At 60.4% G+C, this 13956-nt stretch carries 10 protein-coding genes; 3 read left to right on the top strand and 7 right to left on the bottom strand.

Annotated elements, in window-relative coordinates; genetic code table 11:
* Positions 1-31: 31 nt before the first annotated feature.
* The 6 genes from J8C06_RS07210 to J8C06_RS07185 all read right to left on the bottom strand — a co-directional run bounded on the left by J8C06_RS07210 (position 32) and on the right by J8C06_RS07185 (position 8476).
* Entirely contained in the window at positions 32-1336 is a 1305-nt protein-coding gene (locus tag J8C06_RS07210; protein WP_211428043.1) for a UDP-glucose dehydrogenase family protein, read from the bottom strand.
* Positions 1337-1402: 66 nt separating this feature from the next.
* Positions 1403-2404, bottom strand: coding sequence for a KpsF/GutQ family sugar-phosphate isomerase (locus J8C06_RS07205; protein WP_211428042.1), 1002 nt, complete (start codon positions 2402-2404; stop codon positions 1403-1405).
* Positions 2391-2708 (bottom strand): hypothetical protein, encoded by a 318-nt coding sequence (locus tag J8C06_RS07200; protein WP_211428041.1) that lies wholly within the window; start codon positions 2706-2708, stop codon positions 2391-2393. Before J8C06_RS07200 ends, J8C06_RS07205 begins: the two co-directional genes overlap by 14 nt.
* An 18-nt stretch (positions 2709-2726) precedes the next feature.
* A complete protein-coding gene (locus J8C06_RS07195; protein ID WP_211428040.1) occupies positions 2727-6488 on the bottom strand; it encodes an AAA family ATPase in 3762 nt (1253 codons plus the stop codon).
* Entirely contained in the window at positions 6485-7732 is a 1248-nt protein-coding gene (locus J8C06_RS07190) for an exonuclease SbcCD subunit D C-terminal domain-containing protein (RefSeq protein WP_455423686.1), read from the bottom strand. The genes J8C06_RS07195 and J8C06_RS07190 overlap by 4 nt, the downstream gene beginning before the upstream one ends.
* A 30-nt stretch (positions 7733-7762) precedes the next feature.
* The gene (locus tag J8C06_RS07185; protein WP_211428038.1) at positions 7763-8476 is read right to left on the bottom strand and encodes a response regulator transcription factor; all 714 of its coding nucleotides are present in this window, start codon (positions 8474-8476) and stop codon (positions 7763-7765) included.
* A 212-nt stretch (positions 8477-8688) separates the two neighbouring features.
* On the opposite strand from J8C06_RS07185, the gene J8C06_RS07180 reads away from it, so the two are divergent.
* Positions 8689-9741, top strand: a complete 1053-nt coding sequence (locus J8C06_RS07180) for a class I fructose-bisphosphate aldolase (protein ID WP_211428037.1) — start codon at positions 8689-8691, stop codon at positions 9739-9741.
* Entirely contained in the window at positions 9738-10529 is a 792-nt protein-coding gene (locus J8C06_RS07175; RefSeq protein WP_211428036.1) for a dolichyl-phosphate beta-glucosyltransferase, read from the top strand. Before J8C06_RS07180 ends, J8C06_RS07175 begins: the two co-directional genes overlap by 4 nt.
* Here J8C06_RS07175 and thiL read toward each other — a convergent pair.
* Positions 10475-11518, bottom strand: coding sequence for a thiamine-phosphate kinase (gene thiL / locus J8C06_RS07170; protein ID WP_246602001.1), 1044 nt, complete (start codon positions 11516-11518; stop codon positions 10475-10477). The genes J8C06_RS07175 and thiL overlap by 55 nt on opposite strands.
* 83 nt (positions 11519-11601) lie before the next feature.
* Here thiL and J8C06_RS07165 point away from each other — a divergent pair, with 83 nt between their 5' ends.
* Positions 11602-13878: a sensor histidine kinase gene (locus tag J8C06_RS07165; protein WP_211428035.1), complete on the top strand. Its 2277-nt coding sequence runs from the start codon at positions 11602-11604 to the stop codon at positions 13876-13878.
* Positions 13879-13956 lie beyond the last annotated feature (78 nt).

The following is a 13956-nucleotide window of genomic DNA, read 5'->3' as shown; positions in this document are numbered from 1 at the left end:
TCTTCAGCGCTGCCGATAGCGCGCCAACGCCTCAGCCGCGCCCAACGCCCAAGTAGCGGAATCCAGCTCGCCGGGCCTGGACCGGATCGCAGACATTGCGGAGGTCGGCAATGGCCGGCGTCCGCATGACGGCGTGCAGGCGTTCGAGGTCGAGCCGCCGGTAAAGATTCCACTCCGTGGCGATAATGAGCACGTCGCAGCCTATCGCGGTTTCATACGGGTCGTCGCAGAACGTAACGTCCGGCAGCAGCGTCGAAGCCTCTGGCATGGCAACTGGATCGCTGACGCGCAGCGTCACGCCGAGTTTGCGAATGGCCGCCGCAATCGCCATGGCTGGCGATTCCCGCAGGTCGCTGGTTTCTGGCTTGAATGTCAGTCCAAGCAGCCCGGCGACTTTGTCCTGGTAAGGCTCGCCTAGAAGGGTCTTGATCTTGTTGACCATCGCCCCATGCATATCGTTGTTGACGGCGATCCCGGCTTCGACGATGCGGAGCGTGTGCTGGTGGCTGCGCGCCAGGTGCGCCAAGGCCTGGGTATCCTTGGGGAAGCACGAGCCTCCATAGCCTGGCCCAGGCGACAAAAACTTGCTGCCAATTCGGCTGTCGAGTCCCATGCCGCGGGCGACATCCGCTACGTCACAGCCGAGTCGGTCACACAGCAAGGCCATGTCGTTGATAAAGGAAATCTTTACGGCCAGGAAGGCATTGGACGCATACTTGATGAGTTCCGAAGTCTCAACGGTCGTTGCCACCAATGGGACACCCGTTTGGGTCAATGGACCATAGAGGTCGCGCAAAATGGCATTGGCCTGGGCATCCTCACAGCCAATGACAATCCGCTCCGGACGCATGAAATCGTTGATGGCGTCGCCTTCACGCAGGAATTCAGGATTTGACGCCACGCTGAAACTGGCCCCGGCCGGACAGCGCTCTTCCATCACGCGCCGAATGGCCTGGCCGGTGCCGGTTGGCACCGTGCTTTTGGTGACCACCACCTTGTAGCCGTCCAGAGCTTCGGCAATTTGCGCGGCTACGGCTTCAACCTGTGACAAGTCCGGGCTGCCGTCTGGGTTGGGCGGCGTGCCCACGGCAATGAAGACGACCAGCGCCCGCTGCACGGCGGCTTTCAAGTCAGTCGTGAAGTGAATGCGACCGGCGCGGCGATTCTTTTCAATCAACACGTCAAGTCCGGGTTCGTAAATCGGCACGCGCCCATCTTCGAGCATGGCAATTTTGGCGGTGTCTTTGTCCACACAGGTGACATTGACGCCAAATTCGGCAAAGCAGGCCCCCGTGACGAGGCCTACGTAACCCGTACCAATGATAGCGATATGCATGACAGTGTACGTCGTCGAGAAGATAGAGGTCTGCGCCGTGACTGTGGCAAAGCATCTAATGCGCTGTCAAACCGACGGCTCAACGCCGGATGGTGACAAGACGCTCCACAAATCATGGAGGTGAACAAGCCCTTCCACGCGCTGGCGGGCATCCACCACGACAAGTGATGTGATGCGGTAGGCTTCCATGGCGCGGAGGGCCGCGCTGGCCCGATCGGCAGCGCGCGCCGTGCGTGGGTGTGGGTGGCGTGAGTGGCGTCCTTCCAACGCCGCCCCGGCCGTGAGGCGCAAGAACGTTTCTGGTTGGTGTTCCATGAGCCGCCGAAGATCGCCGTCGGAAATGACGCCCAGCAAACGGTGTTCGGCATCCACGACCGTCGTGACGCCAAAGCCCTTGCGTGAAATCTCATGGATGATGTCGGGCATCTGGGTCGTGGGCAGCACACGCGGAACGTCCGCGCCGGTGTGCATGACATCGGCGACGCGCAGGAGTTCGCGTCCAAGCTTGCCCCCAGGATGCCGGGCGGCAAAGTCTTCAGCCGCAAAGCCACGCGCCGCGCCAACGGCCACCGCCAAGGCGTCGCCCAGCGCCAGGGCTGCCGTCGTCGAAGCCGTTGGAGCTAGATTGAGCGGGCAGGCTTCGGTATCCACGGCCGTGTCGAGGATGATTTGCGCCGCGCGGCCGAGCGTCGAATCCGGGCGGCCCAGAATGGCGATGAGTGGCAGCCGCATGCGCTGAAAACTAGGCAGAAGGCGCACGATTTCCTCGGTTTCGCCGCTATGTGAAAACACAAGGAGCACGTCGTCTGACGTGACTCGTCCAATGTCGCCATGCGCGGCTTCCGCCGGGTGCAAAAAGAACGAAGGCGTTCCCAGACTGGCCAACGTGGCGGATGTCTTGCGCGCAACGAAGCCACTTTTGCCCATGCCGAGTGTGGCAACGTGGCCGCGTCCGGCCGCAATGACTTCAACCGCGCGTTCAAAGTTGTCATCGAGCCGCTCGGCCAGGCGGGCCACCGCCTCGGCTTCGACACGCAGCGTTTGCCGTCCCCGTTCAATGTGCGTCATGGTCGGAAGTTGGCTTTTTTGCATCCGGTTCGCCAAGCTCGGTCATGGCTTCGGCCACGGCCCGGCGTCCGCCGATTTTGCCGGACATTTCGCCGAGGTCAGCCTCAAATCGGTCAAGCTCGCCGGCCAGCCGCGCCAGATTCGGTGCCAGATTGGCTACCTCATCCGATGAAGCGCCTGTTTCCGGAGCATCCCGGAGAAGCTGGAGCGCCGCCATTTCAGCCTGCTCCTCGTTTGTAAGGAGGCCCTTGTATTGCTTCAAAAGTAGGGCCTGATATTGAGCTTGCTGTTCTGGGGTTAGCATAGGGGTATTCCTCGGCGGTCACGTGGTAGAAACAACAGCAGGTTGGGGTGGTCCGATGACCGAGACGCGGCTCGTGCCTGTTCCGTTGGGTTCGACGGCAACGCAGTAGCCAATCTGGTCGGCGAGTCCAGGAATATGTGAAATGATACCAATCTGGCGTCCTTCAGCTTGTAGTTGGTTGAGCATGCCCAGTGCCTTTTCCAGTGATTTGGGGTCAAGCGTGCCAAAGCCTTCGTCAATGAAAAGGGAACCGATGGTGACTTTGTCCGACGACATCGCGGCCAATCCAAGCGCTAGCGCCAGGGAGATGAGAAATGTTTCACCACCGGACAAGGTACTGATCGGACGAACCACATCCGCCAGATCGTGGTCAATCACCTGTACCTCGAGCGCCGCATCTTTCACCTGTTCCAAGCGGTAACGCTGGCGCAGGTTTTTCAAGTAATAATTGGCTTGCGCGAGGAGCGCGTCAAAGTACAGGCTTTGCGCGAAAAGCCGAAGCGTTTTACCGTCTGACGAACCAATCACGTCATCAAGTTCTGCCCACCGGGCGTAAACCGCTTTTTGCGCTTCAAGTTCCTGGACAAGCTGGGCATGGCGCTCCCGTAGCTCCCGGTCTTGTCTCAGCTTTTCGTCAAGCGCGCCAATTTTCTTGTACTTTTCGGCAATGCAGCCATCGAGTTCGGCAAGTCTGGCCTCGATGGCTTCTCGCGTAGCATCCGGTCGGGGCGACGCAAGGTGGCTTTCATACGCTTGGCGTTTGCTATCGAGAGCCCCGGCCGTCGCCGTCACTGCATCATCCAGTGCTTTGATGTGATCTTGCAGTTGCCGGCGCACGTCGGTCGGCGTGGATAGTAATGATTCGAGTTCTGCTTCCGTGAGTTGAACGGCTTCGAGGGCCTGGTCGAGCGCCGCCCGGGCAGTGGCTGCTTCCTGCTTGGCTTTGACTTCTCGTTCCTGGGCGACTTGGCAATCTGTCTGAGCCGCTGCCTGCTGGCGACTTGTTTCCAAGAGCTTCTGACGCGCGGCCGTTGCTTCCTTTTCGGCTTCCTTAACCTCATTGTCAAGTGCCCAGATGACCTCATCGGTCGGTTCGCCACCAAGGCAGTGAGCGCGGGAATGTTCAAGCTGGGCAAGGTGTATCGCGCAGTCGTTGACTTTGTGCCGGGCCGTGCTGAGATTGCTCTTGGACTGCTCACATTTGGTTCGGAGGATGGCAACTTCACGCGCGAGTTCCTGCCGCTGATCACTTTGCTGCTGGCGGTGCTGCTGCGTGACTTCCCAGCTTTTGACGTATGCCTGGGCCGCTTCCAAAAAGGTAACGGGATTGGTTTGAAGGGCAGTTTGCCAGTCGTTCTGCCAGGAAAAGGCCGAGTCAAGTTCGTCCAAGTCATGGCGTTGCCGGGATTGCTGTTCTTCAAGCCGTTGCCGGCAGTTCTTGAGTTCTGACGCAATGGACTGGCGCGTTTGCTCAAGTTGGTTTAGCTCTACTTGTGCCTGTTGTTGTCGCTCCCGAAGTTGGTTGACCTGGGTTTGCGCCTGATCGCGCCGTTTGCAGGCTGCTTCATAAGCCTTTTCTGCCGCGTCAAGATTGGCTTTTTCTTTTTCAAGTTGGTTAAGAGCCGCGTCAAGTTTAGACCCGGTTTCCGGGTCATGTGGCACGAGCGCTGGCTCATCTATTGAAATGGTATTCCACTGCGTCAAATGCGCGGCATAACGCTTGGCCGCGTCTGACTGGTGGCGACCGGCTTCCTCGGTGCGGGCGCGTTCGGCTGCAAGCTGGTTACCCAACTTTTGGATCTCCTGAGCGCAGCTTGCGCGTTCCCGCCGGGCCGCCTCCATTTCAGCCCTGAGACGCTTGACGATCTCGCTTGGTGGCGCGGGTTGGCCGGCGGCCGGGTGTTCGGTAGCACCGCACAGCGGACAGGGCTTTCCCGGTATGAGCAAATCAGGGCGGCGAGCCGCCAAAGCCTCGGCGGCCTCGGCCAGCTTCAAGTCCTGCTCACGGGCGAGACAAGCCGCTTCAAGTTCGGCGTGCTTTTGCTCAAGGGCATCAAGTTTTTCTCTGAGACTCGTGATGGCGCTGGTGGCCTCCGCGACGACCTGGGCGGCGGCAGCGCGGGCAGTTTCAGCCTCCACCAGGCCTTCCAGCAAATTCTTGAGTTCCAGCAGCCGTTGGCGGCCAGTGTCAATCCGTTCCCGTGCTGTCTGGCGTGCTTCGAGACTGTGATCTGCTTGGAGCGCTTCAACAGCACGCTGCGCCACAGCAAGCTCTTCCTGGGCATTTTCGAGCTTCGCTTCGCCATCTCGAACCGCTTGCTGCGCCGATGCAAGACGTTCTTCGACTTGCTGAAGTTTCCGTGTTGCTGTGTCCAGATCGGCGCACAAATCGGCGATCTTCTGGTGGAGCGAGTTGTAGTTCTGGATGCCACGTTCCCAACGCGGCCACTGCTCGGCCAGCGGTTTGAGCCGGTAGTTGTCGCGCAGCCAGCGGTCGGCCTGGGCAATAGCCTCATCCGCCGCGGCCTGAGCAAGCAGAGCCTCTTCCAGTGCCTGCGTATGTTGCTCGAGTTCCTGCGTCCACTTGTGTTGGTCGGCTTCGGCTTGCGCAAGGGCTGCGCGGGCGTGGTCAAGTTCAGTGTCAAGCCGGCGAGCCTCGTCAATCTCCGGTTGTTTGTGCTCCCTGTGAGTGCGTGCACCTTCGAGCCGCTGCTCGGCGCGTTCGACTTCAGCTTTGGCAAGCTTGAGCGCCTGCTCCGCGTCCTCGAATGCTTGCTCGGCGGCGCTTCGTTGCTTGTCTGCCGCGTTCTGTTCAGCAGAGGCAGATTGATAGCGTTCGTAAGGGCCGCGCAGTCGCTCGGCTTGTTCGAGCCGTTCGAGGTGGTGGGCCTGCGGTGCGGCCTCCTGACGCGCTTGCTGGGCCGAGCGGTGTGCTACTTCTGCTACCTGAACATCTTGGCTGAGAGCGTCACCCTTGACATACCACTGACGGGCTTCCTCGCACGGCTTTTGCTCTTCGGCCAGCCGCTCGCATTCGGCCGTCAGACACGCCTTTTGCTTCTCGACTTCCTGTCGCTCCTCTTCGGAAAGGGGCTGCAAGTTGCCGGCTTGACGTTCCAATTCCTGAAGCTTGCTTTTTTCGTCAGCAGCCCGTTGGTGAGCAGCAATGGAAAGCTTCGTATAGAGTTGGCTTCCATCAGTCAGTGCCTCCAGAATTTGCGCTCGCTCATCGGCGCCGGCCTTGAGAAACGCAGCGAACTCGCCCTGTGCCAGCAACACCGACCGACAGAACTGCTCGTATGTCAACCCGACTTTTTGAGCAATGAGCGCCTGCGTTTCCTCCCGGCGATGCGCAGTGTGCGCATGATCGTGTTCATCAAAAAGCTCGACGTTGACTTCCTGAAGCTTTCCGGCAAGTTGTCCACGCGCCCGGCGCACACTCCAGCGCGCCCGCCAGCGTTGGCGGTCACACCCCCAAAACTCCACTTCGGCACAGGCTTCGGCGGCATTGCGTGACACAATATGGCGTGGATCGGTAATCCGTAACTTGTCCGAGCCGCTGGCGTTGGCTGGAAGTTGATGCCCACCGCGCTCCCCTTTGATCCGTGGGAGGCGTCCGTAAAGCGCCAGGCACATGGCATCCAACAGCGTGCTTTTTCCCGCGCCGGTCGGGCCCGTAATCACAAATAACCCGGCCTGTTCGAGCGGTCCCTTGACGAGCGACACGTCGAATTCGGTCAAGGACGCCAGGTTTTTTCCGCGAACGGCGAGCACCTTCATGGCTGTGGCTTTACCTCTTCCGCCAAGTTTGACTGTACTTTTTCCAGCAATTCCTGGAAAGCATCCTTGAGCGGCTGCGGAGGATCGGGACGGTGCGGATACTTTGTCCCGTACCGGCGCAGAAAAACGTCGGTTGGGTCAAGAGACTGCCGGGGTTGATCTGGGCAAGGGGATGATCCCTCGCCGCCGGTTGATGGGTGATGTACCTGAATGCTGACAATTTCAGCCCAGGCCCCTTTAGATGCCGTTTCAATGTCGGCGCGCAAGGTTGGTTCGGGCTTGTCAAGCTGGATGTGAATTTCAACCAACGGTGGCAATGCCCCAGGCTCGGTTGGCGTGCGGGGTAGTTGACGAAGCTCCAGTTTGACTTCTTCAAGTGACGCCGCCGAAGTGAGTGGAATCCGCTTGAGGTCGCGCGCGCGCGGGATGCTCAACGGACGAATCTGGGCCGCGCGCTCGCCATCCACATCAACCAGGATGACCCGGTGCTGGTAGGTGCATTCGGCAAATGATAATGGAAGCGGCGAGCCGCTGTACCGAACATGTGCCTTTCCGGCAACCGACTGTGCCCGGTGTAAATGTCCGAGCGCAACGTAAGCAATGTCATCCGGGAAGAGGTCAACCGGTAGGGCATCGAGGTTGCCGCGTTGGATTGGTCGCTCGGTGTCGGAGAGCTGACCGCCAACCAAGAAGGCGTGCCCCATGGCGATGAGGGCCTGCCCCGGTTGGCGTCGAGCACGCGCCGCAGCGAGGCATTCGGCATAGAGTGCCGCGACACCGGCCAAGAAGTTTTCTGCCGCGCCGACGTCAAACGGGCGAATAAAGGGCATGGCAATACACCAAGCGGCCGTTGTGCCGTTGGCCGCCCGGAGTGGAACGAGCAGCCGGTCAATGTCGAGCTTGTCGCCGGGGGCGTAGGGAAGTCCGCCTACGACACGGACGCGGAAAACGTTGAGCAGTTCAGCCGGGGCGTCGAGCCGTCCGGCTGAGTCGTGGTTTCCACCGATGACGACCATATCAAGGTTGGGCGCGCGTTCCCGGCACCTGGCCAGAAACTCATAGTACATCCGCTGCGCCGTTGCCGGGGGATTGGCGGTGTCGAAGATGTCACCCGCGATGAGCAGCGCATCCACCTGCTCTTGCTCGATGGTCGTTACGAGCCAGTCAAGAAATCGCTGGTGTTCAGCGTCACGCGCAACGTCGCCCAATGTTGCGCCCAGGTGCCAGTCCGACGTATGCAGCAAGCGCATCGCACACCAGGTTGCCGGTATGGCTCACATGTTCGGATACTCGAACTTGTAGCCCTGTCCCCACACCGTCTGCACGTACATCGGACGGCTCGGAGTCGGCTCGATCTTGGCGCGCAGCCGCGCAATGTGTGGGTCAACGTTGCGCAGATAACCTTCTTCGTCCTGAAGCTCGTCAAGCAGCCGGTCGCGGGAGAAGACTTGTCCAGGGCGGCGGGCCATGGTGAGCAGAATGCGAAACTCCGTCGGCGTCAGTTCAACGGGATTGCCATGCCGGATGACCCGGCGACGAATGACATCAATGGAGAGGTCGCCGCGCACCAGAATATCCTCGAATTCCGGCACATAGGCATGCCGACGGAGGATCGCCTGGATGCGCGCCCCAAGCTCAAGCATATTGAATGGCTTGGTGAGGTAATCGTCGCCGCCAGAGGCAAAGCCTTTGAGCCGGGTCTCCAACTGATTGTCGGTCGAAAGAAAGAGAATCGGCGACTGAACGCCGCACTCGCGTATTTGGCGACAGACTTGCAGCCCGTCCAAATCAGGCATGACGACATCCAGGACAATCACCTGCGGCCGCTGCCTAGACACCATCTCCAGCGCCTCACGGGCCGTTGCGGCTTCCAGGACGGTGAAATTCTGTCCGGTCAGGTACGCCCCAACGGTCAAACGAATCGTTGGGTCGTCGTCAACAACAAGTATGGTGGGCTTTGAGTGTTCGGTCGTCGGTGCTTCATTCATAGGTCTTTTCTTTACCAGTTGGCTTCCATCCCTCTATGATGCCAAAGCTGGTGTCGCAAAGTGTAGTGGGAAAGCCTTGGCGTACAGCTTTGGCTTGTGCAATGGATATTAGCACTTGTGATACCAAACAGGGACTACTAAGTTTCCCGGCCGGCCTGATTCACATTCCCTGGTTTCAATTTCCTACACCCTTGCCCGGAGGTCTTCCTGTCATGATTGCAGAAATCGAGCGCTTGCTTGGCGATGCAGCGGAGTCTTTGCTGACCTATCGCGCCAAAGGCATTTCATCAGAGCACCTGCACTTGCCTGGCCCGGATTTCGTTGATCGGGTCTTTATGCCGTCGGATCGCTCGCCCCAAGTCTTACGGAGCTTACAGCAATTGCTCAATCACGGTCGGTTGGCTGGAACCGGCTACCTGTCCATCTTGCCGGTGGACCAGGGGATTGAGCATAGCGCCGGCGCGTCATTTGCGCCTAATCCGATGTATTTTGACGGCGAAAATATCGTGAAACTTGCCGTTGAAGGCGGGTGCAACGCGGTCGCCACCACGTTTGGGGCGCTTGGTTTTGCGGCGCGTAAGTACGCCCATAAAATTCCCTTCATCGTCAAGCTCAACCATAACGAATTCCTGTCCTACCCAAACAAGTACGACCAGGTGATGTTTGGGCGCGTCGAGCAGGCGTGGAACCTCGGGGCGGTCGCCGTTGGTGCGACCATTTACTTTGGTTCGCCTGAATCCAGCCGTCAGATTCAGGAAGTTTCAGAGGCTTTTCAGGCGGCGCACGAGCTGGGGATGGCAACCATCCTGTGGTGTTACACCCGCAATTCGGCATTCAAAACCGCCGAGAAAGATTACCACCTCGCAGCCGATTTGACCGGACAAGCCAATCACCTGGGCGTCACCTTGCAGGCCGACATCATCAAGCAAAAACTCCCGGAAAACAACGGCGGCTACGAAGCCCTCAAGTTTGGCAAAACCCACAAGAAGGTCTATTCGGAACTGGCCACCGATCACCCCATCGAGTGGACGCGCTACCAGGTGGCGAACTGTTACATGGGGCGGGCCGGGCTGATCAACAGCGGCGGGGCCTCTGGTGATAACGACTTTGCCGAAGCCGTCCGCACCGCCGTCATCAACAAGCGCGCCGGGGGCATGGGCTTGATTTCAGGACGCAAGGCGTTTCAACGCCCAATGGCCGAGGGCGTCAAGCTCCTCAACCTCATTCAGGATGTTTACCTTGCGCCGGAAGTGACGATTGCGTGAGTGAGACCCCTTTCCTGAGTCTGATTATTCCGGCTTACAATGAGTCCGCGCGAATTGCCCCGACGCTGGAAAGCGTCGGGGACTACTTCCGCCGCGCCACGGCAGGCGTAGAGGTCATCGTCGTGGATGATGGCTCAACTGATGCGACCGCGGCCGTCGTGCGGCAGCTCATCCCGACCCTTGCCGCCACTGGGGTTTCCCTCCAGGTCGTCCAAAACCCAGGCAACCAGGGTAAGGGGTACAGCGTTCGGCACGGTTTCCTCAAAGCGCGTGGCGACCTCGTGCTGTTTTCAGATGCCGACCTCTCGACACCACTGAGTGAGACACCGAAGCTTCTTGCGCCAATTACGTCCGAGCAGTACGACGCCGCCATCGGCTCGCGCGATCTGCCGGATTCACAAATCGGCACGCATCAGTCGGCGTTGCGTGAGTTGGCCGGTCGGACATTCAACCGCTTCATGCGCCTGACAACCGGACTGAGCTATGCCGACACGCAGTGCGGCTTCAAGGCGTTCCGGCGGGATGTGTTCTTGCCGGTGTTTCAGTCCCAGCGCGTCAAGGGATTTGCCTTCGATGTGGAAATTCTCTACCTAGCGCGCAAGGTTGGTGCGCGGGTGGCGGAAGTGCCGGTAGTCTGGAACCACGCCGAGGGGTCAAAGGTCGGGTTCAACTGGCGTTCCGTGCGTCCGTTCTGGGATGTCGCCGCGCTGCGTTGGCGGGATTGGCAGGGGGGCTACACCCCGTTGTCCGCCGTCTCCCGCGTGATGTCGCCCGGGCCGGCAAAATGATCGTAACCCCTGATCGGCAGGGGCTGGGTCTCTCCGGCGAAGCAGAGCTTCAGTTCCAGGTCTTGAGTGATGTTTCCAATCCGGGTGAGGCGGACGCCACCCACCGCTGGCGCTTCACTCAGTGCGGCTACCGTGTCGGCGCGCTCCGGCGGGACGGTGAAAAGGAGTTCGTAGTCTTCGCCGCCATCGAGCGCCAACTGCCGGGCGGCTTCCGGGTGGTCGGCGACGGTGTAGGCCGCCGTCGCGATGGGAAGCGCCAGGGCATCGAGGCTGACCCCGACCCGGCTGGCTTCGCATAGGCGGGCAAGGTCAAGGGATAGCCCGTCGCTGAGGTCGAGCATGGCTGTGGCCAGGCGCTGTTCGGCGAGATACTGACCTAGCGCGAGGCGGGGTTCTGGAAAAAGCAGCCGGTTCCGGGCGTCGGGGTCAGGCAGTGGACGCTGCCGTTCAAATGCCTGGAGCGCGGCCGCCGCCGCGCCGAGGGATCCACTGACAAAGACTACGTCACCGGCGCGCGCGCCGGAGCGCCTGACCGCGCGGCCGGGAGGGACATCGCCGATGAGACAAACATCTATGAACAGGCCGTGACGGCTGGCGCTGGTGTCGCCGCCGACCAGCGCGACGTTCACTTGGTCGGCCAGAGCCAGCAATCCAGCCAAGATGCCTTCGGCCATAAACTGGGCATCCGGCGGAAGAGCCAGCGAAACCAAGCCAAACCGGGGCGTTGCGCCCATGGCCGCGCAGTCGCTGAGATTGACGGCCAGGGCCTTGTGCCCGATGGCTTCCGCTGGGACGTACCGCCGCCGGAAATGGACATCCTCGACCAGCGCATCGCTCATGGCGACGAGGTGGCGGCCATCTGCCGGGATGAGAACCGCGGCGTCGTCCCCGATGCCAAGTTGAATATCCGGGCGCGCCCGCCTGGCTTGCTGCTGGATTTGTCGGATGAAGTCCCGTTCGGAGTGCATTGCGGTGTGGTCGTCGGTCACCGGTGTCGCCGGGCGGCCGGCAGATGCAGGTTAGTCGAATAAACTATGCTACAAGAAGGCATACTGTTCAGTTGGATATTGCCATGTCGTCTGACCGTCCGGTGAGCATTGTCAACCCCCAGGAAGCTGCCCGCGCGCTGCGCGCCTATCGTTTGCGCCGGGTGCGGACCTTGTCGCTGCTCATCATCGTGATCGTGTTGTGTGGGGCGTTGGTCATCCAGGCGGCGTTCAATGTGTTACCGGTGCTGTCACCACGCAATGTCTCGGCGACTTGGCTGCTGTATGCGCTCTCGGCATTGAACTTCCTGGCGCTCGTCATCCTGCTGGCGCTGCTCATTCGCAATATCGTGAAGCTCCAGCAGGAGCGGCGACAACGAACCCTAGGGACGTCGTTTCAGACGCGCCTGGTGACAGCGTCAATGATCGTCTCGGCACTGCCGCTGTTGATGCTGTTTTTCTTTGCCTATGGGCTGTTGAATCGCAGCTTGGACAAGTGGTTCAACCTTCCGGCCGAGCATTATCGTGAGAGCGCGGTCGCGCTTCAGCAGCTTGTCTTGGCCCGTGAAATGCGCTCGCTGCACGACGATGGGCGGGCCGTCGCGCGCCGTCTGATGGCGCATCTTCAGCCGCCAACCAAGGCCCTTCCCTCGCTTCCAGTCGAACGACTTTTTGTGGATGAATCCCAAGCGCTGGGGATCGAGGCAGGACAGTGGTTAGACTCGAACGGAGAGCGGCGGGCGGTGTTTGGCGATTGGTCGGCGCTGACGCCATCCCTCATCGCCGATCTGCGGCGGCGCGTGGCGAGCGATCCCTTCCCCACGAGCCATCTGGGAAGTGAGTCCATGACGTTCATCGCGGCTGCCGTGCCACTCGAAAAGACATCTGAGGTGCTGGTCGTGATGCGGACCATGCCGCCCGTTCTCGATCAGAAAATTGCCGAGCTGACGCGCGTCGCCAATCAGCGCGCCACGCTTGTGGCCGAATCCCGGATGCTCAAGCTCAACTACTTGCTCATTCTGGGTTTCGTGACGCTCTTTCTCATGTTCGGTGCCATGTGGTTTGCCGTCACGACGGCGCGGGTTGTGGTGGTGCCGCTGCGCGCGCTCGCGGAAGCGACGGAAGCCGTTGCGCGCGGCAATCTCGACTACGTTGTGCGGGTTGAAGCGCATGACGAGCTGGCCGTCCTGGTGGATTCCTTCAACGCCATGGCGCAGCAGTTGCGCGTCAACCGGGCGCAACTGGACGAGCGAAGGCGCTATATCGAAACCATTCTGGGCAGCCTCTGCACCGGCATCGTCTCACTCGACGCGCAAGGGCGCGTGACAACCGTCAACCCGGCGGCCTGCAACATGCTGGGCACGACCATTGTCACCGGGGACGAGTTTTTGAAACACGTTCCGCCGCCCAACCGAAGTGATTTCGAGCGCCTACTACGGCGCGCGCGGCGGGTTCGGCAAACCAGTCTGGAGACGGAAATCCGCCTGCCGGAGCGTCCGTCCCTGCAAGTCGCGCTGACGGCAGCGACCCTTTCCGATACGGACGGTCAAGTAACCGGCGTGGTCGTGATGCTGGACGACATCTCGCCCATCATGCAGGCGCAGCGGAATGCCGTGTGGAGCGAAGTTGCCCGCCGCATGGCCCACGAAATCAAGAACCCCTTGACACCCATTCAGCTTTCCACGGAACGCATTGCGCGGCAGGTCGCGCGACAAGCGAGCCACCTGCCGCGTCTGCAGGCCACGGTCGAGGAGTGCGCGGCAAGCATCATCGGTGAGGTTACAACGCTTCAGCGGTTGGTGGACGAATTCTCGCGGTTTGCCAAGCTGCCCGATGCCAAACTCGTTCCAGAATCGCTGGATGACATTGTTGAGCGCACTGCCATCCTGTACGCCGAACGACTTGGTTCGGTGCAACTGATCACCCATCTCGCCGGCAACCTGCCGCCATTGCTGCTTGACGCCGAGCAAATCAAGCGTTGCCTGGTCAACCTGATTGACAACGCCCTGCAAGCTATCGAGGCGAGCGGGGAGAAACCCGCCCGCGGAGAAATCCAGATAACGACCCATTACTTGGCTGCCACGGAAACCGTCCGGCTGCGCGTTTCGGACACTGGCGTTGGCATCTCGCCGGAAGCGCGAAACCGCTTGTTTGAGCCGTATTTTTCGACTCGGGAGCGCGGAACTGGACTGGGCCTGGCCATTGTGGCGCACATCCTGGCCGACCACCGGGCAAGCATTCGTTACGAACCCAACCAGCCGCGCGGGGCAGCCTTCGTCATTGATTTCCCCGTGGTCGAAGTCAACCCACAGCGAATTCCAACCGAAGCCGATGTCTCGGCGGCTTCAACTGGTGTAAGCTGAGGCTACAGTGAGCTAGACTTGTCCTCGTCGCTTACCAAGCCTTCAACTTCCTTTGCGTGTGATCACCGAGGGGTAACC

Source organism: Chloracidobacterium validum (assembly GCF_018304825.1).
GTDB lineage: Bacteria > Acidobacteriota > Blastocatellia > Chloracidobacteriales > Chloracidobacteriaceae > Chloracidobacterium > Chloracidobacterium validum.
The sequence above is the reverse complement of the archived record's forward strand: the minus strand, read 5'-3'. Positions and strand labels throughout refer to the sequence as shown.

What these genes read in the sequence shown, in the direction of transcription:
- J8C06_RS07210 (WP_211428043.1), bottom strand. Translation starts at nt 1,336, where the DNA reads ATGCATATCGCTATCATTGGTACGGGTTACGTAGGCCTCGTCACGGGG.
- J8C06_RS07205 (WP_211428042.1), bottom strand. Translation starts at nt 2,404, where the DNA reads ATGACGCACATTGAACGGGGACGGCAAACGCTGCGTGTCGAAGCCGAG.
- J8C06_RS07200 (WP_211428041.1), bottom strand. Translation starts at nt 2,708, where the DNA reads ATGCTAACCCCAGAACAGCAAGCTCAATATCAGGCCCTACTTTTGAAG.
- J8C06_RS07195 (WP_211428040.1), bottom strand. Translation starts at nt 6,488, where the DNA reads ATGAAGGTGCTCGCCGTTCGCGGAAAAAACCTGGCGTCCTTGACCGAA.
- J8C06_RS07185 (WP_211428038.1), bottom strand. Translation starts at nt 8,476, where the DNA reads ATGAATGAAGCACCGACGACCGAACACTCAAAGCCCACCATACTTGTT.
- J8C06_RS07180 (WP_211428037.1), top strand. Translation starts at nt 8,689, where the DNA reads ATGATTGCAGAAATCGAGCGCTTGCTTGGCGATGCAGCGGAGTCTTTG.
- J8C06_RS07165 (WP_211428035.1), top strand. Translation starts at nt 11,602, where the DNA reads ATGTCGTCTGACCGTCCGGTGAGCATTGTCAACCCCCAGGAAGCTGCC.